Genomic DNA, 22553 nt, shown 5'->3' on the forward strand with positions numbered 1-22553 from the left:
GGCGGAAGCGTATACAAAGAATTTGCTGCCACGCTGTTGTGGTCACTATAAGGAAAATCAAACAGGTCTTAAAGTGTTTCTCTGTGAATAGTATACAAGTAGGGGTTTAGGATTTCTTACTGAGACTGATCATCAAGACACCCAGCATATTCAGACCGCAACCGACCCATTGCCATAGGTTTAAATGTTCATTCAACAACGCGACAGCCAGTAAAATCGTTAAAATGGGCCCGATAGAGGCAATCATAGCCGATTGTGCAGCCCCAAGTCGGACGATACTTTGCATCATCAAAATGGTTGGAAGCACAGTAACCAATAGTCCGAGCGCTAAACCATACAACCAGACTTGTCTCGGGAGTTGTTGGAGCAAGGCGATAGGCTGTGGTGTTGCAAATAGAAAATGAATAATCGTCCCAACGCAGGCAATGCTCAGGGCTAGACCGGTAAAGTGTAAAGAACCAAACTTTTGCATGAGGCCTGGCGTGAGTAATAAGTAAATTGCAAATAGCACGGCACTGGCAAAAACCAAACTACATCCGAGCCAAAAGTACTGATCATGTGGTGTGGCATTTTGTTCTTGTAGCATCACTAAAACTGTCCCGCCATAACTTAAAATCAGGGCAAGAATGGTTTTAAAACTTAGTGGCTTTTTGAATAAAACAGCGGAAGCCAGCACGGTTAATGTGGGATATAGGAAAAGTATAATTCGTTCAAGCGAAGCACTGATATACATCAAGCCACGGAAGTCGAGCCAGCTCGAAAAGTAATAGCCGATTAATCCTGAAATGAGCAAGAGCACCCAATCTTTTCGTTGAATCGTTTGATAAGAACGTCGACTCAGCCATGTAATGACCAAGAAAAACGGCAATGCACTCATCATGCGTAAGGTCATGAGGACAGTGGCATCGACAAGAGGAGAAAGTGCATAGACTTGCTTAATAAAAATTGCTTTGGTACTAAACAAGAAGGCAGCAATCAGCGCAAAAATTGCACCGATGAAGTGCGGACTAAGGTTTCTTGACATAAGTTAAGGTGTGCCTCATGACGACTGAACGAATTCGACAGCATTGATCCGATAAGTTTGAACTATCATTTTGATTATAAAAAATGCATCGTGTGAGTAAAAATGCAAAAAAAGAATAGTACTTATTCCTTTATGCATAAGGGATTGCTAGATCAAACATGAAAAACAGCGGAAGAAATGACCAATTTGTTTTTAAATTTTTTAAATCTCAACATGACTCGGCAGGTCAAATATATCAGGCTGAAACATTTAAGGTGAAAATTGCACACAAATGGTGCAATAGTGTTTTTTAGGGATAGAAAGTCAGTAGCGATATCATAATGCTAAATATTCAAAAAATTATTTTTTTAGCTAAAAAAGTCAATTCTAAGACTTAAGGCGAAGCATCAGGTGGGGAGAGCAAGATCTCAATAAACCCGAAACGTGCGCAAAAATCCATCGGATATTCAAGTTGACCGATTTGACGAGATTGTGGCAGAAAAAAGTCAGTTTTCAATGCAGGTCAGCACGTCAAAACTGTCAAATGAGTCAACGAGCTGATGCAGTCTGCATGAAAGAGCGGCTTTACCTGACTTAAGTCGATTTTTCACGACACGTTCAGGTCATTAGTTGTCGAATGAAAATGTCACAATGATCAACGCACTGAAACAATCAGCACTAAAACCAGCGAAATTATTTATGTTTTTGGTCTTAAGTAATATTAAAAAGTTATAAATGGGATAAAAATGAGTAATAAATCGACAAATAAAACTGAATAAATGAAATATCGCTCCATTCTTTTCATGAATCATGAGTTCAAAATATGGGTATTTATTAAATAAATATTGGGTAGTATTTTAAAAAAGTTCAATTAGAATCCAAAAATTGTACAAAAACACATCCTGAGGGGAGACATCGCGGATTGCGATGTTTACTTAAGAAAAATTAGCTTGAGGAACGCTCATGCAGATCGGAATTCCAGCCGAAACTGTTGTCGGTGAAAATCGCGTCGCTGCGACGCCTGAAACAGTAAAGAAGTTGATCAGCGCTGGTCATAGCGTCGTTATTGAACGTGGAGCAGGGGTAAACGCTGCTTACATCGATAGTGCCTATGAACAAGTTGGTGCCAAAATTACGGATGATGCCTATACCGGTAGTCAAATGATTTTGAAAGTTCGTGCGCCTAAAGGTGACGAAATTCAAAAACTCACAGCGGGTACCACCGTTGTGGGGATGTTTGACCCTTACCGCAACACCGAACTTGACCAATTTGCGTCACAAAACGTGTCTGCATTTGCATTGGAACTTTTGCCACGAACCCTATCTCGTGCGCAAAACATGGACGTACTTTCATCTCAAGCCAACCTTTCAGGTTATAAATCTGTGCTTTTGGCTGCGGCAGAATATCAACGTATGTTCCCAATGCTGATGACAGCAGCAGGTACAGTAAAACCTGCACGTGTTGTGATCATGGGCGTAGGTGTCGCAGGCTTACAAGCCATTGCAACAGCGAAACGTTTAGGTGCCGTAGTTGAAGCCACTGACTTACGTCCTACAGCACGTGACCAAGTTGAATCTTTGGGTGGTAAATGGTTAGACGTACCAATGTCACCAGAAGAGCAACAAAAAGCAGCTGATGCTGCGAAAAATGGTTATGGCTGGATGCCGGGTGAAGACTACATTCGCGACCAAGCGATTATTGTTGATAAAGCCGTATCGAATGCTGACATCGTGATTACGACTGCATTATTGCCGGGTCGTGACGCACCACGTTTAATCAAAGCAGAAACTATTGCCAAAATGAAACCAGGCTCAGTCATTTTAGATATGGCGGTTGAAACTGGCGGTAACGTTGAAGGTTCTGTTTGCGGCGAAAATGTCGTGACTGCCAATGGTGTGAAAATTCTCGGTATTCCAAATATTCCTTCAACAGTTTCGACTGAAGCGTCGGCACTGTATGCACGTAACGTTTTGAATTTCATTGAAACCCTGTTTGATAGCGAAAAGAACTTCGCAATTAACCCTGAAGAAGAAATTCAAAAAGCACTACTTGTCACTCATGGCGGCCAAGTGCTGCTGAAACGTGGTTAAGGAGAATCATCATGGTTGAAACGATTACTATTTTTGTCTTGGCAATCTTTGTTGGTTACTACGTGGTTTGGGGGGTAACACCTGCACTACACACACCATTAATGGCTGTAACCAATGCTTTGTCATCGATCATTATCGTTGGTGCGATGATTCAAACCGTTGGTATCCCAGGTATTGTGGATGCAAGCGTACAGTTCCAAAGCATTAACGTGGTGAGTATTTTAGGTGCAATTGCCGTTTTCCTTGCAAGTATCAACATTTTTGGTGGCTTTGCGGTGACTGCACGTATGCTTGAAATGTTCAAACCTAAGCAAAAGAAAAAAGAGGGTTAATCCATGGAATTCATTAAAGAATATGCGGATTGGTTCTACCTGATTGGTGCCGTTCTTTTTATCTTAACGTTGCGTGGTTTGTCTGGTCCAAAAACTGCGATTCAAGGTAACCGTTACGGCATGATCGCAATGGCGATTGCTGTAATCACCACATTCTTTGTCGCAGATCATCCGGTGATTTGGATGATTGTGGGTGCAATGGTATTGGGTGCAGTTGTAGGTATTGCACGTGCAAAAACAGTTCCAATGACGCAAATGCCTGAAACTGTGGCACTGATGCACTCATTGGTCGGTTTGGCTGCGGTACTGATTGCGATCGCTGCGATTCTACACAACAACCTATTGACTGCGGCATTCGCGGAGAATGAAGCGGTATTAACAGCTGCGGGTGTAGAACATGCCCACATGAGCAAAGTTCATTTATTTGAATTGTTTGTAGGCTGTTTTGTTGGTGCGATTACCTTCACAGCGTCGGTATTTGCTTACGGTAAATTGGCTGCGAAGAAATGGGCAAAAACCATTTCAGGTGGATGGGTAAAACCTATTCAAGCCTTAATTTTCCTAGCGATGTTGGCGTGTGGTATCTACTTCTTCACTACAGGCAACATGAATGCTTTCTGGGCAATGACTGTTCTTGCACTTGTATTTGGTTGGGTATGGATTGCGCCAGTAGGCGGTGGTGATATGCCAGTGGTGGTATCGTTACTAAACTCGTTCTCAGGTTGGGCAGCAGCAGGGATTGGTTTCACGCTTGAAAACAACATGCTGATTGTTGCAGGTTCACTGGTTGGTTCATCGGGTGCAATTCTGTCTTACATCATGTGTAAAGCCATGAACCGTTCAATCATCAACGTTCTGTTTGGTGGTGCAATGGGTGGTACAGCAGTAGCGGCGGCGGATAATGGTGAAAAAGCACAGCGTAATCACCGTTCAGGTTCTGCAGATGATGCTGGCTTCTTGATGTCAAATGCGGACAGCGTGGTGATCGTACCGGGTTATGGTATGGCGCAAGGTCGTGCACAAAATGCCGTGAAAGAATTGTGTGAAATCTTAAAAGAACAAGGTGTAAAAGTTCGTTTTGCGATTCACCCAGTGGCAGGTCGTATGCCGGGTCACATGAACGTACTTTTAGCTGAAGCTGATGTTGCATACGAAGACATTCTTGAAATGGACGAGATCAACTCAGACTTCCCAGCAACAGATGTAGTACTGGTGATTGGTGCGAATGACGTTGTGAACCCAGCGGCAAAAGACGATCCAAGTTCTCCAATTTACGGTATGCCAATTCTTGAAGCGCATAAAGCACGTACCATTATGGTGATCAAACGTTCTATGGCTACAGGCTACGCAGGTCTAGATAATGACTTGTTCTATAACGATAAAACGATGATGATCTTCGGTGATGCGAAGAAAGTTGTGGAAGATATGACAAAAGCCATTAATGGCGGCGGTCATTAATTCATATTGCCAAAGTCCCGCTGTGATAAAGCGGGATTGAGGAAGATTTAAAACCACCTTCGGGTGGTTTTTTGTTTTCTTTGCTTTTATTTTCTTCGCTTTTGATTAATTGATGCTTCACACTAAAAGTGCACAAATATTTAGCGCATCAGGTGCTTGAATCAAATTGATGCGTGTTTTGAAAACAAGGTGCAGATCGATGCGCTGTTTTGTTTCATTAAATTTGATCTCAGTGATTCAGAACATCGTTGCGAACTGATTTTGTGACGCAATGCATTGAAAAATAATTAATTGTCTGAAATTTGGTATTCTTTTTGCACAGCATGGTTATTCTTGGGGGGATAATCATGAAAAAAACATACTTGATGGCACCATTTCTGAGTGTCCTGACATCGACTGCATGGGCAGTCGACCCGCAAAACGCCAGTAATATTCAAGACATTCGTATTTCGCTCGACAGTATTTGGGTTGTACTGGGTGGCATCTTGGTGTTCTTTATGCAAGCCGGATTTGCCATGATCGAAAGTGGTTCAGTTCGCAGTAAAAATACCGTGAATGTACTCATGAAAAACTACATGGATGCCTGCTTAGGTGGTCTGGTGTTTTGGCTGGTGGGTTTTGGTCTGATGTTTGGGGTTAATACCACGGGCTGGTTTGGCTTAAGTCATTTTGCACCCGATCAACTGGATGATTGGCACTGGAACCTTCTATTTTTCCAAATGATGTTTGCTGCAACGGCAACCACTATTGCCAGTGGTGCGATGGCAGAGCGGATTCATTTTGTCGCTTATGTGGTGAGTGCGGCCGTTGTATCCGGTTTGATTTATCCTGTCTTTGGTAGTTGGGCATGGGGCAGTTTATTTGGCGGAGACGGTTGGTTAAAAGCACTCGGGTTTATCGATTTTGCAGGTTCGACCGTGGTGCATTCGATGGGTGGCTGGGTGGCCTTAGCGGGCATTATCGTATTGGGTCCACGTTTGGGACGATTTGGACGCAATGGGCAAAGCCATTATTTACCGGGGCATAACTTACCATTAGTGGCATTAGGTGGTTTTATTTTATGGTTAGCATGGTTTGGTTTTAATGCAGGCTCGACCATTAATGCCAATGTCAGCGTAGGACGTATTGCTTTAAATACGCACCTTGCAGCGTGTGCTGCAGCGGTTGCATATATGTTGCTCTGTCTCATCCGATCCAAAGCCATTTTGATCCGCAGCACGATCAATGCCTCACTGGGTGGTTTAGTTGCCATTACGGCAGGCTGTGCAACGATGTCTCCACTGTATGCGGTCATCACCGGTTTATGTGCAGGTGTTATGGTGACCTTCCTGCCAATGCTCATGGAAAAAATGAAACTGGATGATGTGGTGGATGCGGTGACGGTACATGGTTTCTGTGGCGCATGGGGAGCATTGGCTGCAGGGATCTTCCTTGAAAATAATATGTTTAATGGCGATGTCATCGCGATACAAGGGCTTGGGGTGATTGCAGCCTTTTTATGGGGCTTTGGCGTTGCGTTCATTGTATTTAAGGTCTTGGACAAATTGTTGGGTGGCTTACGTGTGAGTAAGCAACATGAACAACGGGGTTTGGACTATACCGAACATGCTGAATTGTCTTATCCCGAGTTTCAAAAAGATGTGACTTTTGAAACGGATGATATGACCAAACGTCATTAACAGGAGTAAAGCAATGAGCACCGAACTGTTGAATTTGGCACAACGCCGCGAAGCTTTAGAAAAAGGCTTACAACAATTTATTCATGGGACGTTACTCGACAGTGCGCTACGGCACTGGGAGCAGCAGTACAGCATGAAACCGTCATTTGTCTTGAATCGCTTCTTAAATGATATCTGTACCACAGAGGAGCTTCGCTTTTATCGTAAAGATATGCTGAAGCAAGTCTTGTATGAGTTATCTACCTTAGAAAAGCAGGAACTGTTAAGGGGTGAAAAAACGCAGGAGCAGGAGCAAGAAGACGAGCTCATTGCAGAGACCATTAGCGAAGCTTTTTTAGGCTTTATCGAGTCAGTCATGCTGACGATGAAATCTACAGATCAGGCTGATTTCACCCAAGATGTGATTGAGCAATTAGAAGAAATCGGGCTGGCAATTGCGGCAAATGCACAAATTAATTCAGCGAGTTTTGTCGAGTTTTTGCCATTTACCAGTTATGCCAAAGTTTTAACGAGCATTTATGAAGTGTATTGTGACTTTTATGGACCGATGCGTGCGGACCAAGTTTATGCACAAACCAAGCTGAAAATTAAAGCCAACTATCCTGAGGTGGATTTACACCAACTGCTTTAGTGTAGGGGGTAAAACACCATGAAGCTGATTGTCCGTGTATGAAATCAAGGGATAAAAAAAAGCGACCTATTTAGGTCGCTTTTTTCTGGAAGCTTAAGCTACAGTTTCTGGAGCTGTACGCCATAAGCTTTCTAAATCATAGAATTTACGTGCTGTAGGTAACATCACATGTACCACTACAAAACCGAGATCAATCAGGATCCATTCTGCATCACGTTCACCTTCAACGCCAATCGGGCGGAATCCAGCTTTACGTGCTTCTTCTGCCACGTTGTCTGCAAGAGACTTAATGTGACGAGTTGAAGTACCGCTCGCAATTACAATCGCATCTGCGACATTGCTGATTGCTTTGATATCAAGTTCAACAATATCTTTGGCTTTTACATCTTCAAGTGCTTCACGTACAACAGCTAAACAAGCTTGTACATCTTTGATATTTGCGAGATCGTGAGAATTAGAAGCGCTGGGCGATGGTTCTAAATTCATAGAGGGTATGATTTCCTGACAATTTTACATGTTCTAATATAGCGGTTTTGTTGATGAATTTCAAATCAACACGTCATTGACCATTGGCTAAATGAGGGAAGTATTTGTCTTTCCACGCAAAAGAATGTGATGAGTTGCTTCGTGGTCGGTATTCAGCCGCGATGTAACCTGTATATTGGCTTTGATCTAACCATTTAAAAATCTCAGCAAATGGAATCTGCGCTGAGTCAGGTTCATGTCGCCCCGGACAGTCAGCAAACTGTATGTGACCGATATCCTGAATATTTTCTGCCAAAGTACTGAGAATATCTTCACCCATCATCGCCATGTGGTAGCAGTCATATTGCATCTTCAAAGTAGAGTGTTGTACAGCTTCAAGCATTTCCTGAGCTTGGGCAATATTTTGCACCAAAAAGCGCGGCATATCAGTGCCATTAATCATTTCAAATACCGGTTGAATATGATGTTCAGACAACATGTGGCACGCCAGTTTGAGGTTGCTCGACAAGGTATTTAAACATGGGAGCAAGTCAGCATCTTGTGGCTGTTTGCCGGCTAAAATATTGACACTCGGTACATTTAACGCAGTGGCATAGCGAATGCATTGTTCTAAGGCCTGATGGAATTGATTTTCACGCCCCGGAACTCCAGCAAGACCATCACCGCCTTGCATCAAATCACCCGCAGGGACATTGATTAAACACAGGCTTAAATCATTGATGGTGAGTTGGGTTTGGATCTGCTCAATACTCAGCTCATACGGAAACTGAATTTCTACATGCTTAAAACCGTGTTCACGAGCCAAAGCAAAACGCTCTAACAACGGCACTTCGGTAAAAATCATGGATAAATTAACCGCGAGCTGTGTCATGTATATCGTCCTTGAAGCAATTTACTTCTAAAGTGAAAGTCGTTAGTTTTGTTCGACATGTTGAATGATGGTGGCTAAATCTTTTTCTGCAAAACCATTGTCCTGATGGGCTTTGAGTTGCGATAAAGCAAGGCTGGCAACAGGGATGCTTAATTCAAACTGGGCAGCCAGTTGGACTGCATTATTCAGGTCTTTAGATAAAGTTTGAACTTTCCATTGCACGGGCTCGAACTGATGCGTTGCCATACGTGGAGTTAAAATCTGAAAAGGCTTTGAATCTGCAAAACCACCGGCAAGTGCTGGTGCTAATAACGTGGTGTCTACACCTGATTTCTCGGCCAATGCGACAGCTTCTGCGATTAATGTGCTATTGGCAGCGACGATCAGCTGATTACAAGTTTTGGTGGCTTGACCTGTACCTGAGTCGCCCATGCGAGTAACACGTTGAGATAAAACATTGTAGATCAGACTCAAATCTTGAATCGTTTCAGCATCACCACCGGCAAAGATCACCAAAGTGCCTTGTTCAGCACCGGCTGTGCCTCCAGAAACAGGAGAGTCAATCCAAGTGACTTGTTTCAACTTTGCAGCATGAGCCAATTGATGAGTTTGATTCACAGAAAGACTCGAGAAGTCGACAATAATTTGTCCTGCCGCTAAATGATTTTCGATGCTTGCATATACCGCAGCAACAGCAGCATCGTCTGCGAGACAAGATAAAACCACAGGATAATGGGCAATCTTCTCCAATTGAAGCGCTGTCGCGCCAATCGCAATCAACTCATCACACGCAGCAGCAGTTCTGTTCCACACCGCAACTTCAAATCCTGCCTGAATGAGACGCGTGGCCATACGGCTACCCATCAGCCCCATACCTAGAAATGCAATTTTTGTATTACGATCAAAAGCCATATGCGGTACTCAATCTATCCTGTGTGACTATTTTACTTATATTGGCGTGGTAAAAACTGAACCTCTGGGTTCTTGTCTTTTTTACGTGCCAATTGGCTGTTTTTGCCGAGCAGTAATTTAAATTGCCAGATTTTTTCTAAGCGTAAAGATCGTTTTGGACTATGTTCCATGGCATCTAGCACTTGTTTTGCTGCTGCCAAGGCATCTGGTGAACGTTGTGATAATTCTTCGGCTAATTGCTGCGCCTGAAGCAAAGGCTGATCATTTAAATGCGTCACTAAGCCAATATCCTTGGCATATTCTGCGTCAAAAATACGTGCTGTTAAGGTTAATTCTTTGGCTAAATCCAGTCCTATCACACCTTTGAGTGAGCGAGTTAAGCCCATATCAGGAACTAAGCCCCAACGACTTTCCATAATTGACATTTGCGTTTTCGGGTGGGCAATACGGATATCGGCAGCCAAGGCAAGTTGCATGCCTGCACCAAAACAAAAGCCTTCAAGTGCTGCAATTACGGGAACAGGAAGTTGCTGCCAAATCAGAAAGGCTTTTTGAAATAAACTTTGACCGGGCTTTAACAGTTCCCACGCAGCATAGGCACGATTTTTCGGATCATTCAGGTCAGCCAAATCAATGCCAGCACTAAATACATTGGCTTCACCCGTTAAAATGACGCAGCGTAAGCTACGATCTTTTTTTAATTTTTCAGCGGTGCTGACCAATTCTTTGAGCAATGCAAAGCTCATTGCATTACGTTTTTCTGGACGGTTTAAGTAAACCGTTGCAATGCCATTATTTTTTTCTACACGTAATAAAGTCATGGTAATTACTCTTGTTGTTACTGCGCCCGAGCATAGCATGCACCCTGACAGGATACATGACAGTGCAGTCACAACAGAAGCTGGACGGCACTGACTTTAGTCGGACTGCGCTTAATTATTTTGTTTGGCTAAGATTTGTTGAGCTGCGTGTTCAACTTGCCCCATGACATTTTTTAACTCATCAAAACGGTTCAGGGTTTCTTGAACAAAAGCATCATCCGCTTTACGGCGTTCCTTACGTAAGGTCGATACAAATTGCTCAAATTGACCTGAAACCTCTTGGAGGGTCGGAGCGCCCACATAGCGGGTTGCGCCATAAAGCCGATGTAGCACATGCTCTAATTGTGGAAAATCTTCATCTTCGATGAGCTGTGCCATTTCATGGATTTCTTGTTCAAAGCTATCGACGAGCATTTTCAGTAAATCGACCGCAAGGTCTTCTTTATTCGCGGCCAACTGCAAGCTTTGCTGCCAATCTAAAATACTTGGCTCTAGGGCTTCAATCACCGAACTTCGCTCTAAAACGGGCACTTTCTTAAAGTTATCGGTAGTCCATTGGGTCAAGATTTGAATAATTTGATCCATTTGAATAGGCTTGGTGACATAGTCATCCATACCGCTTTGTAGGAGCTTTTGTTTTTCATCAGAGAGCGCATGTGCCGTCAAAGCGATAATTGGAAGGCGCTTATGATTTTCAAAAGTCGACTCAAGAGAACGAATGGCACGCGTGGTATCGACACCTGACATCACAGGCATTTGAATATCCATAAAGATGAGGTCAAAAGCCCCCAACCCTTGCTGTTGGCGAGCTTGAATGATTTCAATGGCTTCTTGTCCACTCAAAGCCTTGGTGGTTTTCACATTTAACTCAGAGAGCAGGGCTTCAAGCACAATCAGGTTTGGCAAATGGTCGTCGACAGCCAAAATGTGCAGACCTTGACCATTAAATTCTTCATGCTGCTCTTGATCAAACCAAGGCTCATTACTCAATAACTGAATCAGCGCTGTACGGCTGAGTGGTTGATGCAATGGGCGAGCACGGTACTCGTTCAACATGCTTGGATCGAGCATCATTTGGTAGCCATAAACAGCTAAGTTACCGCTATACCGATGACGAATTTCTTTGAGTAAAGCTTCGGAGTCACCACTATGGTCAACAATTAACCAAGTATTTTCATTGGTTTGCAACTGATTGAGTCGGCTAAATAAATCTAGGATTGACTGCGTTTCAATATGTTCAACATCATAATTTTCTAAGTAATGACGCAGGACATTGGCGGTTGCTGGATGTGCTAAGTAGGAAACGACTTGTAGATTGCTAAATTGTGGATGCACAATTTCAATTTCTTCATCGACCACAAAGCGCGCAGTAAACCAGAAGGTTGAGCCTTTTTCTGTTGGGGCACGTTCTTGGTTATCTTCAAAACCAATTTGTCCATGCATTAGGCTGACCAATTGTTTGGAGATGGCAAGACCTAAACCTGTACCGCCAAATTGACGGGTAACAGATGCATCACCTTGCGAGAAGGATTCAAACAGTTTCTTACGGTCGGTACCGCTTAGGCCGATACCACTGTCTTGTACACTAAAGTGCAGCAGACATTGACCGATGTCATCGTGCTCCATACGGACACGGACAATAATTTCACCATCTGGAGTGAATTTAATTGCATTTGAAATTAAGTTGGTCAAAATTTGCTTGAAGCGTAGGACATCACCAACCACAAATTTCGGCACATTGTCCGCATAGTAGAAGGTCATATCGATGTGTTTTTGTGCTGCCAATGGCGACAACATATCCATTACATCAAAGACGGCTTCTTCTAAGTCGAATTGCGCAGTTTCGAGTTCTAGTTTGCCTGCATCGATTTTGGAGAAATCAAGCACGTCATTAATTAAAGCCAATAAATGCGCAGAAGATTTACGAATCGTTTGTAGATATAAATTTTGTTCATTACTGAGGTTGCCTTGGCGCAGTAAAAGATGAATAAAGCCATCAATACTGTTCAGCGGTGTGCGCAGTTCATGGGAAATATTGGCCAAAAACACCGATTTTGATTGGTTGGCTTGAATTGCTTGGTCACGTGCTTGGCGGTAGGTAATATTTTGCACTTCTAAAGTATCAAGCGTGCGTCTTAAGTCATCTTCCGTTTGTTCGGTATGTTCACGTAGCTCTAAGAAACTGAAATGTAAGCGTTTAACCACATTGGCTATATCACGCTGTAATAACCGGAGTTCTCCAGTACTGTTAATGATCATGTGCTGATCTAGAGTGTCGGCATTTAAACGTTGTAACTGCATGCGAATTTCGTACATTGGTGCGATCCAACGACGTGAATAAAAATTCAAACACAGCAAAAGTAATAAGAGCGTCAATAAGCCTGTTGCAATCAACACGATTAACACGCGATAGCGGGCAATTTGCAGCGGTTGATTGTCCAGTTCAATGCTTAACCATGCTGGGGTCTGGGTTGAGTCTGAAATTTTCAGGGCATAAATATGGTTGCCCTGATGTGCAATCGGTCCGATAAAAGACGCCTTACTGTTTAAAGCAGGCCAAATATCTTGATCTTGAAAGCCAATGCTCAGGCGGTTGTTGCCTTTGAGATCTAAAATCGCGGCACGAATCAAATGTTTTTCGTTCAACATGCTTTGCATGGCATTACGAGCTTGATCAAACTGCCACGGATAATGGTTGAGCAACTCTATGGCAGATTCTGATGTCGGTTGATAACGCGTCAGGATCGCGACAGCCATTTGTTTTTGTTGTGCTTTGGCTGCATTGGAGGTTTCTGTTATTACCAACATCGCACCGACACAAGCCAAAATGGTGATCGGCACGAAAATAAGTGCAATCAACTGACCATAGGCATGATTTAAGTGTAGGCGTTTAAAAAGCTTTTTGTTGATATTTGACATGGTTTAAGCAGTTTATTCCTTATGCCCCGAATATTAGCATGGATTATTTAAAACTGATTGCGCTTTAATCACTTTCGCGAAAAAGCGAGGCAAATGGGTGCAGGCAAAGGCATTTTTTCATACAATAGGCGCACCTCGATATAGGTGTGAATAATGAGTAATACAACCCCTGATTTTCAAGCAGACGATTTTTTATTAGACCATTACGTCGGCAACACGCCGTTAGTGCGTTTACAGCGTCTGGCAAGTCATACTCAAGCAACAGTATTAGCCAAGTTAGAAGGCAATAACCCAGCGGGTTCGGTCAAAGATCGCCCTGCATATAACATGATTATGCAAGCGGAAAAGCGTGGTCAGATTAAACCGGGTGATACGTTGATTGAAGCGACGAGCGGAAATACAGGGATTGCTTTAGCTATGGTTGCAGCAATGCGTGGCTATAAAATGACCTTGATCATGCCTGCAAGTTCTAGCCAAGAGCGTAAAGATGCCATGCGTGCCTACGGTGCTGAACTGATCGAATCTGAAAACATGGAAGAAGCACGTGATCTTGCCCTTCAAATGGAAAAAGACGGCAAAGGTTTAGTCCTAAACCAGTTTGGTAACCCGGACAATGTGGAAGCACATTACCTCACTACGGGGCCTGAGATTTGGAAACAAACAGGCGGTAAAATTACACATTTCGTCAGCTCAATGGGAACCACCGGGACCATTATGGGGATTTCGAAATATTTAAAAGAACAAAATCCGGATATTCAAATTGTTGGTTTACAACCGTCTGAAGGCTCAAACATTGCTGGTATTCGCCGTTGGCCACAAGAATATCTTCCTACGATTTTTGATCCTTCACGCGTTGACCTTATTATGGATATTCCGCAAATTGAAGCGGAAAAAACGGCTCGTCGTTTAGCACGTACAGAAGGTATCAGTGCAGGTACCTCATCGGGTGGTGCGGTATGGGCTTCAGTTAAATTGGCTGAAGAAAATCCGGATGCCGTGATTGTTTGCATCGTATGTGACCGTGGTGACCGCTACTTGTCTACTGGTCTATTCTCTGTTGTTGATCTTGAATAATTACAGTGGCCGATCGGCACTGGTGAGTACTTATGCGTTTACCTGTTTTAATTTTTGATATCGAAACACTGACAGATTTGAAGTCAGGTGCGCATTTGTATGGACTGGATCTGCCTGAGGTGGATCTAGATGCTGCGCTGACTAAACTGCGTCGCCAAGAGGCGGGCACGGATTTTCAGCGTTTGGCCTTGCATGAAATTGTCTGTATCTCTGGACTATGGATTGATGAAAAGGGCATGAAGTTGTTTTCATTTAGCCGTGAAGACAATAGCGAAGCTGAAATTTTAAAAAAATTCGTTTCTATTTTTGAAAAGCGTCATCCGACCTTGGTCAGTTGGAACGGTTCACAGTTTGATTTGCCTGTGATTTTGTTCCGTGCCATGTATCACGGACTATCTGCACCAAGTTTGTTCGATCAGGGCGAGATTGATACGCAAAAGCGCTATAATAACTACCAGAATCGTTATCATCATCGTCATGTAGATTTGATGGATGTCATGGCCATGTTCCATGGTCGTCATTTTCAAAAGCTCGACGATGCAGCACATTTACTTGGTTTCCCCGGTAAACGTGGTGATGGTGGCTACCATGTGCCTGAATATGTACGTGAACAACAGTGGATGGAACTGACCAGCTACTGTGAAGGTGATGTGCTCAATACATGGTTGATTTATTTACGCTGGCTGTTGCTGAAAGGACAGTTATTGTTAAATGATCATCAGCACTTGATTCAAAGTACGATTCAATATTTACAAACTCAGCCGCAACACGCTGACTTTTTATTGGTATGGCAGCAAACCTCGCAACGTACCGAATTCACCCAATCTGATTTCCCATCTTCCACACATTAGGTACGCATGAAACACAAAGCCAAACCCCAAAAAGCCCAACAACCCATTTATACATTTCAGGTTGAATCGCTTTCACATGAGGGGCGAGGCATAGCGCACTTTGGGACGCATCCAGATCATCCTGCAGAAAAACACGGTAAGAAAGTCTTTATCCGTTATGCCTTGCCGGGTGAAACCGTGCGTGCGCGTATTACCAATGTCGTTAAGCGCCTTGAAGAAGCAGACAGTCTGGAGTTGCTGAGTGAAGAGTCTACACTACGAGTAAAACCGGCCTGCCCACATTATGGGGTCTGCGGTGGTTGTAGCATGCAACATATCCATCCCGACGAGCAAATTCGTTTAAAACAAGACGTTTTACAATCACATTTGCAACATTTTGCAGGGATACAACCTGATCAATGGTTAGCTCCGTTACGTTCATTGCGTGAAGATTACCGTCGCAAAGCGCGTATCGGTGTGCGTTACCTACCTGCAAAAGATAAGCTCGTGGTCGGCTTTCGTGAGAGCCAGTCAAATAAACTGACTTCGATTGACCGTTGTATGGTGTTGGATCGTGAGTTTGGCTCCATCACCACACTCAAACAACTGTTACAAGGTTTGCAAGGTAAAGCAGATATTGGGCATATGGAACTGGCCATGGGAGATCAAGAAATTGCTCTCCTGATTCGTCATACGGCGGAACTTTGCGCGGAAGATGTCAACCAATTAGTAAAATTTGCGTTACATAAAGAGTGGCAACTGTACTTACAACCTGAAGGGCCAGACAGCTTACATCGTGTGGATCATCCCGATGCACCGATGCGTCTGCACTATGGTCTAAGTGACTTTGGTGTGGAATTTGGCTTTAATCCTCAAGACTTCACGCAAGTGAATTCCACGATTAATCCGCAAATGGTGAAACTGGCATGTGAATTGCTTCAGTTACAACAAGGTGAGCGAGTTCTAGATCTGTTTTGTGGTTTAGGAAACTTTTCTTTACCACTTGCTCAATGTGTGGGTTCAACGGGTCAAGTCGTTGCAGTTGAAGGGAGTGAAGAAATGGTTCAGCGTGGTGCAGAAAATGCACAAAACAATGGCCTTTCGCAACTGAAATTTTATTCACAAGATTTAACAAAAGATTTTTCGCATCATTCTTGGGCAAAACAAGGATTTGATGCATTATTGATAGACCCACCACGATCTGGTGCAGAAGAAATAATGCGTTATGTGCCCAAATTTGGTGCAAAAAGAATCGTTTATGTGTCATGTAATCCTGCAACACTAGCACGCGATGCTGGAATGCTGGTACAACAAGGCTACCGTTTGAAAAAAGCGGGTGTCATGGACATGTTTACCCATACAGGGCATGTCGAATCGATTGCTTTGTTCGAAAAAGAAAATCAGATAAACGATTAAAAGTTATGAAGCGTAGAAAACTAGGAGTAGGGTATGGTCACAGTACGTGAACAATTACCTGGACGTCTCAATGAGCTGTCTCAGGAAACGACTGTAGAACATGCCGAGCAAGCACAGCATGATTTGGCTGAATGGCTAGAGCGTGTGAGTGGCATGTTTGACGGGGCTCCTCTAAAGCAACTCGAAGAAGTTGCCCATCTGACCTTACAGAATGAACTTGAAACAACGGTCAACCATCGCTCGAATACCTTCTATACCGGTATTGAAATGGCGGATATTCTTGCTCATCTGTATGCGGATGAAGATACGTTATCAGCAGCCATGCTGTATCGAAGTGTTCGTGAAGGCGTAACCAGTTTAGAAGAAGTCCAAAGCAAATTTGGCGATCAAGTGCATGCTTTGGTGAAAGGCACGCTTGCCATGGGTAAGTTGTCTGATCTGATCGAGCAAAATAAACGTCTAGAAGATCATTTTAATAATAATCAGCGTGAACATTTGACCGGCATTTATAAAATGCTGATCTCTGTGACCGAAGATGTTCGTGTTGTATTAATCAAACTTTCTGAACGTACCTATGCATTACGTGAGTTGGCGCACTCAACCAAAGAGCGACAAGAGCGTGTCGCACGAGAAATTTTAACCATTTATTCGCCGCTCGCGCACCGTTTAGGGATTGCACAGCTTAAGTGGGAGCTTGAAGATCTTGCTTTCCGTTATCTAGCACCTGAACGCTATAAAGAAATTGCCTCTTTACTGAATGAAAAACGTTTAGAGCGTGAGCAATATATTCAGTTCGTGACAGAAAAGTTGCGTAAAGAACTCTTAGATCATGGCATTGAGGCCGAGATTAATGGACGGGTGAAACACATTTATTCGATTTATCGAAAAATGAAGAGTAAGAACCTGAGCTTTGATCAGCTTTATGACATTCGAGCAGTTCGCGTTTTGGTGGATAATGTACCTGAGTGTTATCACACACTGGGGATCGTTCATCAGATTTGGCGTCATATTCCGCATCAGTTCGATGATTATATTACCAACCCGAAAGCCAATGGTTATCGCTCACTGCACACGGCCGTGATTGCAGAGAACAAATCTTTAGAAGTGCAAATTCGTACACATAATATGCACGAAGAAGCTGAGCTCGGGGTGTGTTCGCACTTTAACTATAAAGAAGGTTCTAAAACCACAGATTATTCATTTAATCATCGCTTACATTCTTTACGTGCAGTGCTTGAACATTATCAAGAACGAAATGATGCTAGCGCCCATAAAGAAGATGAGGCTTCTGAAAACTTCGAACAAATCCAAGAGTTTGAAGATTTTGAGAAAATCTATGTGTTTAGTCGTGATGGTGATATCAAAGAATTACCACGCGGTTCGACCGTGCTTGACTTTGCCTATCATGTGCATACTGAAGTGGGCAACAAGTGCTATGCAGCACGGGTGAACCAACGTTATGTACCTTTAACCTATACCCTAAAAACTGGGGAACAGGTCGAGATTTTAACCAAGAAAGATCGTGAGCCTAACCGAGATTGGTTGGTAAACTCGCTGGGTTATATCAAGACGGCTCGTGCACGTGATAAGTTGCGTCATTGGTTCCGTCAGCAAGACCGTAGTAAAAACTTGGAAGTGGGACGTGAGATTCTTAATAAAGAATTGTCACGTTTGGCGATTCACCCGAAAAGTATCGATTTGAATGATTACTGCAATCATTTTAATGTGAAATTGGGTGAAGATATATTGATTGGCTTGGTGAGTGGTGACATTAGCTTGCATGCTTTAATCAATCAGGTTAACCGTCATATGCACCTCGATCAGGATGAGCCTGAACTGGTGTTAAAACCAACCTTGAACCCACGTGCAAGTCATACGCTTTCGGCGCATGGTATTTTGATTGATGGTTTGGACAATGTAGAACTACACATTGCTCAGTGTTGTCAGCCTGTGCATGGTGAATCGATTGCTGGTTATATCACCCTGAATCGTGGCGTAAGTATCCATAAGGTCGCATGTCCGGATTATATCCGTATGATTGGGCAAGAGCCTGAACGTGCGGTTGAAGCGGATTGGGAAATGCAACCAACTCGTGGTCAAAGTGTGCAAATCGTGGTGGAAGCTTATGACCGTCGTGGTTTGCTTAAAGATCTGACTCAAGTGATTTTCTCAGACCAAATCAATATTCGTCAGGTGAATACCATTTCCGAGAGTGATGGTATTGCCAATATGAAGCTGTTGATTGAAGTGAAGGGCTTGGCGCAGTTATCGAAACTATTGGCACGTCTAGAGCAACAACCGGGCATTATCAGCGCACGTCGCTTGGTACAAGGTAGCTAAAAATAAAGTTGTATAAAAAACCCGCTGCATGCGGGTTTTTTATTATATTGGGGGAGAGAAATTATAAAATTGAATACTTATGCTGCCTTCAGAGCTTTTTGAAAAGCGTCGACAGAATCTAACACAAGCCATTGACCATTGGGTTGCAACAGGCCCCTTTAAAAATGGTAAAGCTGTGTGTGAACATTTTGGCTTAGCGGTTCCTTTAATTTCCCAATTATTAAATAGTCATCGGCAGATTGGAGAGAAATTTGCACGTGAATTAGAGTCACAATTGGGACTCATTAAGGGAAGTTTAGATAATGAGGTTCAGTTTATAGAACAAGACAAGTGCACTGAGGAGCAAGCAAGCTTGGTCCTTTTTGAAATGCAGGTGGTTGAGACACAGGCATTTTCGTTAAAACCGATTTCAAATGATTCATCTCAATATTCAGCATTATTTAAAAACACTCAAGACCTGTATTTCATTATCATCACAGCGTCGTATTATGCACCTATATTACAAGAGGGTTGGCTTGTGGTCTGTGATGAACGGCGAGGGGTAGAGAGATCGGATCTAGCCTGTGTATATTTGCGAAATGGCTTAAATTTAATTTTAAACGTGATACAGCAAACAGATGATACATGGCAATTTGCAAGTCTAGACCAAAAACGACAGGTAGAATTCCTGCAATCCGATATTAAAAAGTTACATCCTATTATTGCGATTTTGCCTAGCTCATTTATTTAAGGTAGTCGCATAAAAAAACCCATCCGAAGATGGGTTTTGATCTGAACTATAAGTTGAAAAGCTTAAGGAATCTCTTCTTCTTCAAATTCAGGCTTCACTTGTACAATGAAGTCTTGACGGTTCAGGCCACGCCATAACGCGAAGGCTGTACCAATGTAGATTGATGAATATGTACCCACAAATACACCAACAAACATTGCAACAGAGAACCATTTCAGACCATCACCGCCCAGTACCATCATCGCCACAACAACCAGTAACAGTGTCATAGAGGTGTGAATGGTACGGCGAAGTGTTTCAGTCAAAGCACTGTTCACAACTTCAAGAGGTTCAGCACCGCGAATCTTACGGAAGTTTTCACGAATACGGTCAGATACAACGATGTTATCGTTGAGCGAGAAACCAATAATCGCGAGTAGCGCAGCCAAAACTGTTAAGTCAAACGGCCACTGCATCATGGCAAAGATACCAATGGTTACCACGATATCGTGGAATAAAGACAATACAGCACCCATTGCAAGTTTGAACTCAAAGCGAATAGTGACATAAACCAGCATGAGCAGTAGGGCAAGACCTACAGCGCCCGCAGAACGCACATAGAGTTCATTACCGACTTGACCACCAACCACATCAACTTTATGTACTTCTGCTTTATTGCCTGGCAATTGAGCGGCAGTCGTAATGGCTTTGGTTAGGTCTTCAGCTTCAATGTCTTTTTGAACTGGCATACGAACCATCAGGTCGCGGTCAGATCCTAAGGTTTGTACCACAGGGTCTTTAAAACCAGCTTTTGTCAGCGCTGAGCTCACATCGGTAGATTTTACTGGTTGACTATAGTTCAACTCTGCTGCCACACCGCCAGTAAAGTCCAAACCGAGGTTTAGACCTTTGGTGCAAATAAAAAAGATACTTGCGAGCGTTAAAATAATCGATATCAAGGCTGCCGGTTTGGCAATCTTCATAAATGGAATAATGCGCTCGTTGTCCGGACGGCCGTATTGTTTCGGTTGAGTATTTTCAGTCATCTTCGATCTCCTAAATGCTCAACTTCTTCAGGTTACGTTTTTTACCATAAATGATTTGTACGATTGCACGTGTCACAGTAATTGCTGTGAACATTGAGCAGACAATACCAATCATTAGGGTAACCGCGAAGCCTTTAATTGGGCCAGTACCAATTGCGAACAGAATGAAAGCCACTAAGAATGTGGTTAAGTTGGAGTCAAAGATGGTGTTATACGCACGATCATAACCCGCAACAATCGCCTGTTTCGGCGAGGCACCCCATTTAATTTCTTCTCGTATCCGCTCACAGATCAGTACGTTGGCGTCGACCGCCATACCAATGGTAATCACGATACCTGCAATACCCGGAAGGGTGAGGGACGCGCCAATCCAAGACATGATGGTTAAAATCATGGCAAGGTTAACCACGAGAGCAAAGTTGGCAATCAAACCGAACACACGGAAGAAGACCACCATCCAAATCGCAACCAATAAGAAACCGATTTGAGTTGATAATACGCCTTTGTCAATATTTTCTTGACCGAGACTCGGACCAATCACACGTTCTTCAACGAAGTACATTGGCGCTGCCAAAGCACCTGCACGTAACATCAATGCAAGTTCAGACGCTTCTTGAGGTGAATCTAGACCAGTAATACGGAACTGAGAACCTAATACGGCTTGAATAGTTGCCGCATTGATGACCACAGATTCGGTATAAGGTGTACGAACTTCAGTTTGTGTACCTGTTGCAGGATCTGCAACATAACTAATTTTTTGTTTGTTCTCGATGAACAGAACAGCCATTCGTTTGCCTACAGCATTACGAGTAGCTTCAGACATCAACTTACCGCCCGCAGTGTCCAAAGTAATGTTTACTTCAGCACCACCTGTATCTTGGCTAAAGCCTGATGACGCATTTTGTACACGTTCACCTGTTAAGATACGGTTACGGTTAAGCAATAATTGACGACCACTGTCCAAAGATTCATAAGCAAAAGCTTCTGTACCTGGCGGTAATGAGCCTTTTGCTTGACCTGTGTAAGGATCGATATATTGATCATTTAAATCAGAAACTAAGCGGAACTCAAGGTTCGCAGTACGACCAAGTACACGTTTTGCTTCAGCAGTATCTTGCACACCCGGTAATTCAACCACAATACGATTGCTACCTTGAGTTTGTACTAATGCTTCCGCTACACCTAACTCGTTAATACGGTTACGTAAAGTTGTTAAGTTTTGGTTGACAGCATAAGACTGAATTTCTTGTTTACGTGTATCTGTGTAGCTTAAACGTAGTGTTGAACCTTCAGTTGTTGCAACCGCTTGTTGAGTATATTCATTGCCGTTACGACGAAGGAAATCCATAGCTGCAGAACGATCATCATTATTTGCAAATTGCATCGTAATGGTGTTGTTGTTCAAAGATAAGCTATTGAATTTTAATTTATTGTCGCGAAGTTGGCGACGTAAGTCAGCCGCAGACGTTTCCATACGTTGTGAAATGGCTTTATCCATATCCACTTCAAGTAGGAAATGTACACCACCACGTAAATCCAGACCTAGCTTCATTGGTTTAGCACCAATTTTTTGTAGCCATTCTGGCGTAGTAGGCGCAAGGTTCAGTGCGACGACATAATTTTCACCGAGCCCACGACGTAGTGCTTCTTTCGCTTTTAATTGTTGTTCGCTCGAATCAACACGTAATAAAGCGGCATTATTGGTGAAGCTATTGTCATGGCTGGCAATATTTTCAGATTTTAAAATCTGCTCTGCTTTTTGTACGATGCTTTGATCAATCTGGGTACCGGCTTTGGCACCTGAAATTTGAACAGCAGGTTCATCAGGATACAAACTTGGCAGGGCATATAATGTACTGATGACTAGTACCACTAGAATCAGTAGATATTTCCATGCTGGGTAACGCATTCGTTTTCTTCTTAAAATGAAAAAAG

18 protein-coding genes are annotated in these 22553 nt (G+C 43.1%); 10 read left to right on the plus strand and 8 right to left on the minus strand.

Annotated features, from left to right (window positions below):
- Positions 1-106 precede the first annotated feature (106 nt).
- Positions 107-1024 (minus strand): DMT family transporter, encoded by a 918-nt coding sequence (locus FTU13_RS13780; RefSeq protein ID WP_180128642.1) that lies wholly within the window; start codon positions 1022-1024, stop codon positions 107-109.
- A 942-nt stretch (positions 1025-1966) separates the two neighbouring features.
- Here FTU13_RS13780 and FTU13_RS13785 point away from each other — a divergent pair.
- The 5 genes from FTU13_RS13785 (at position 1967) to FTU13_RS13805 (ending at position 7194) form a co-directional block, all read left to right on the plus strand.
- Positions 1967-3094, plus strand: a complete 1128-nt coding sequence (locus tag FTU13_RS13785) for a Re/Si-specific NAD(P)(+) transhydrogenase subunit alpha (RefSeq protein ID WP_180128641.1) — start codon at positions 1967-1969, stop codon at positions 3092-3094.
- A gap of 11 nt (positions 3095-3105) precedes the next feature.
- Entirely contained in the window at positions 3106-3426 is a 321-nt protein-coding gene (locus FTU13_RS13790; RefSeq protein WP_078191287.1) for a proton-translocating transhydrogenase family protein, read from the plus strand.
- 3 nt (positions 3427-3429) lie between these two features.
- Positions 3430-4884, plus strand: coding sequence for an NAD(P)(+) transhydrogenase (Re/Si-specific) subunit beta (locus tag FTU13_RS13795; protein ID WP_180128640.1), 1455 nt, complete (start codon positions 3430-3432; stop codon positions 4882-4884).
- A gap of 365 nt (positions 4885-5249) precedes the next feature.
- Positions 5250-6563 carry an ammonium transporter gene (locus FTU13_RS13800; RefSeq protein ID WP_373423914.1) on the plus strand — a complete coding sequence of 438 codons (1314 nt, stop codon included), beginning with the start codon at positions 5250-5252 and terminating at the stop codon, positions 6561-6563.
- Between the two features lie 13 nt (positions 6564-6576).
- Positions 6577-7194 (plus strand): hypothetical protein, encoded by a 618-nt coding sequence (locus FTU13_RS13805; RefSeq protein ID WP_180128637.1) that lies wholly within the window; start codon positions 6577-6579, stop codon positions 7192-7194.
- Between the two features lie 93 nt (positions 7195-7287).
- Here FTU13_RS13805 and rsfS read toward each other — a convergent pair whose 3' ends face one another.
- From rsfS to FTU13_RS13830, 5 genes are all read right to left on the minus strand, one after another.
- Positions 7288-7680, minus strand: a complete 393-nt coding sequence (rsfS, locus tag FTU13_RS13810; RefSeq protein WP_086178424.1) for a ribosome silencing factor — start codon at positions 7678-7680, stop codon at positions 7288-7290.
- A 73-nt stretch (positions 7681-7753) separates the two neighbouring features.
- Positions 7754-8551, minus strand: coding sequence for a hydroxypyruvate isomerase family protein (locus FTU13_RS13815; RefSeq protein ID WP_078191282.1), 798 nt, complete (start codon positions 8549-8551; stop codon positions 7754-7756).
- 42 nt (positions 8552-8593) lie between these two features.
- Positions 8594-9463, minus strand: a complete 870-nt coding sequence (locus tag FTU13_RS13820; RefSeq protein ID WP_180128636.1) for an NAD(P)-dependent oxidoreductase — start codon at positions 9461-9463, stop codon at positions 8594-8596.
- 32 nt (positions 9464-9495) lie between these two features.
- Complete coding sequence (locus FTU13_RS13825) at positions 9496-10284, minus strand: crotonase/enoyl-CoA hydratase family protein (protein WP_180128635.1); 789 nt, start codon at positions 10282-10284, stop codon at positions 9496-9498.
- Positions 10285-10395: 111 nt separating this feature from the next.
- Positions 10396-13203, minus strand: coding sequence for an ATP-binding protein (locus FTU13_RS13830; protein WP_180128634.1), 2808 nt, complete (start codon positions 13201-13203; stop codon positions 10396-10398).
- 153 nt (positions 13204-13356) lie between these two features.
- Between FTU13_RS13830 and cysM the strand changes: the two genes are divergently transcribed.
- The 5 genes from cysM (at position 13357) to FTU13_RS13855 (ending at position 19593) form a co-directional block, all read left to right on the plus strand.
- Positions 13357-14277: a cysteine synthase CysM gene (gene cysM / locus FTU13_RS13835; RefSeq protein ID WP_180128632.1), complete on the plus strand. Its 921-nt coding sequence runs from the start codon at positions 13357-13359 to the stop codon at positions 14275-14277.
- A 32-nt stretch (positions 14278-14309) separates the two neighbouring features.
- Positions 14310-15128 carry a 3'-5' exonuclease gene (locus FTU13_RS13840; RefSeq protein ID WP_180009011.1) on the plus strand — a complete coding sequence of 273 codons (819 nt, stop codon included), beginning with the start codon at positions 14310-14312 and terminating at the stop codon, positions 15126-15128.
- 6 nt (positions 15129-15134) lie between these two features.
- Positions 15135-16523 carry a 23S rRNA (uracil(1939)-C(5))-methyltransferase RlmD gene (gene rlmD / locus FTU13_RS13845; RefSeq protein ID WP_180128631.1) on the plus strand — a complete coding sequence of 463 codons (1389 nt, stop codon included), beginning with the start codon at positions 15135-15137 and terminating at the stop codon, positions 16521-16523.
- 33 nt (positions 16524-16556) lie between these two features.
- Complete coding sequence (locus tag FTU13_RS13850) at positions 16557-18863, plus strand: bifunctional (p)ppGpp synthetase/guanosine-3',5'-bis(diphosphate) 3'-pyrophosphohydrolase (protein WP_078194183.1); 2307 nt, start codon at positions 16557-16559, stop codon at positions 18861-18863.
- A 79-nt stretch (positions 18864-18942) separates the two neighbouring features.
- Entirely contained in the window at positions 18943-19593 is a 651-nt protein-coding gene (locus tag FTU13_RS13855) for a hypothetical protein (RefSeq protein WP_180128630.1), read from the plus strand.
- 62 nt (positions 19594-19655) lie between these two features.
- Here the strand turns inward: FTU13_RS13855 and secF are convergent, their stop codons facing one another.
- Both secF and secD read right to left on the minus strand, forming a co-directional pair.
- Positions 19656-20618: a protein translocase subunit SecF gene (secF, locus tag FTU13_RS13860; RefSeq protein ID WP_111885820.1), complete on the minus strand. Its 963-nt coding sequence runs from the start codon at positions 20616-20618 to the stop codon at positions 19656-19658.
- 10 nt (positions 20619-20628) lie between these two features.
- Positions 20629-22527, minus strand: a complete 1899-nt coding sequence (gene secD, locus FTU13_RS13865) for a protein translocase subunit SecD (RefSeq protein ID WP_111885819.1) — start codon at positions 22525-22527, stop codon at positions 20629-20631.
- Between the last annotated feature and the right edge of the window lie 26 nt (positions 22528-22553).

The sequence above is a fragment of the Acinetobacter sp. YH12064 genome (assembly GCF_013419735.1).
GTDB classification, from domain to species: Bacteria; Pseudomonadota; Gammaproteobacteria; order Pseudomonadales; family Moraxellaceae; genus Acinetobacter; species Acinetobacter amyesii.

What these genes read in the sequence shown, in the direction of transcription:
- FTU13_RS13800 (WP_373423914.1), top strand. Translation starts at nt 5,250, where the DNA reads ATGGCACCATTTCTGAGTGTCCTGACATCGACTGCATGGGCAGTCGAC.
- secD (WP_111885819.1), bottom strand. Translation starts at nt 22,527, where the DNA reads ATGCGTTACCCAGCATGGAAATATCTACTGATTCTAGTGGTACTAGTC.
- rsfS (WP_086178424.1), bottom strand. Translation starts at nt 7,680, where the DNA reads ATGAATTTAGAACCATCGCCCAGCGCTTCTAATTCTCACGATCTCGCA.
- FTU13_RS13830 (WP_180128634.1), bottom strand. Translation starts at nt 13,203, where the DNA reads ATGTCAAATATCAACAAAAAGCTTTTTAAACGCCTACACTTAAATCAT.
- FTU13_RS13790 (WP_078191287.1), top strand. Translation starts at nt 3,106, where the DNA reads ATGGTTGAAACGATTACTATTTTTGTCTTGGCAATCTTTGTTGGTTAC.
- FTU13_RS13805 (WP_180128637.1), top strand. Translation starts at nt 6,577, where the DNA reads ATGAGCACCGAACTGTTGAATTTGGCACAACGCCGCGAAGCTTTAGAA.
- FTU13_RS13850 (WP_078194183.1), top strand. Translation starts at nt 16,557, where the DNA reads ATGGTCACAGTACGTGAACAATTACCTGGACGTCTCAATGAGCTGTCT.
- FTU13_RS13820 (WP_180128636.1), bottom strand. Translation starts at nt 9,463, where the DNA reads ATGGCTTTTGATCGTAATACAAAAATTGCATTTCTAGGTATGGGGCTG.
- FTU13_RS13785 (WP_180128641.1), top strand. Translation starts at nt 1,967, where the DNA reads ATGCAGATCGGAATTCCAGCCGAAACTGTTGTCGGTGAAAATCGCGTC.
- FTU13_RS13855 (WP_180128630.1), top strand. Translation starts at nt 18,943, where the DNA reads ATGCTGCCTTCAGAGCTTTTTGAAAAGCGTCGACAGAATCTAACACAA.
- cysM (WP_180128632.1), top strand. Translation starts at nt 13,357, where the DNA reads ATGAGTAATACAACCCCTGATTTTCAAGCAGACGATTTTTTATTAGAC.
- FTU13_RS13840 (WP_180009011.1), top strand. Translation starts at nt 14,310, where the DNA reads ATGCGTTTACCTGTTTTAATTTTTGATATCGAAACACTGACAGATTTG.
- rlmD (WP_180128631.1), top strand. Translation starts at nt 15,135, where the DNA reads ATGAAACACAAAGCCAAACCCCAAAAAGCCCAACAACCCATTTATACA.
- FTU13_RS13825 (WP_180128635.1), bottom strand. Translation starts at nt 10,284, where the DNA reads ATGACTTTATTACGTGTAGAAAAAAATAATGGCATTGCAACGGTTTAC.
- FTU13_RS13815 (WP_078191282.1), bottom strand. Translation starts at nt 8,551, where the DNA reads ATGACACAGCTCGCGGTTAATTTATCCATGATTTTTACCGAAGTGCCG.
- FTU13_RS13795 (WP_180128640.1), top strand. Translation starts at nt 3,430, where the DNA reads ATGGAATTCATTAAAGAATATGCGGATTGGTTCTACCTGATTGGTGCC.
- secF (WP_111885820.1), bottom strand. Translation starts at nt 20,618, where the DNA reads ATGACTGAAAATACTCAACCGAAACAATACGGCCGTCCGGACAACGAG.
- FTU13_RS13780 (WP_180128642.1), bottom strand. Translation starts at nt 1,024, where the DNA reads ATGTCAAGAAACCTTAGTCCGCACTTCATCGGTGCAATTTTTGCGCTG.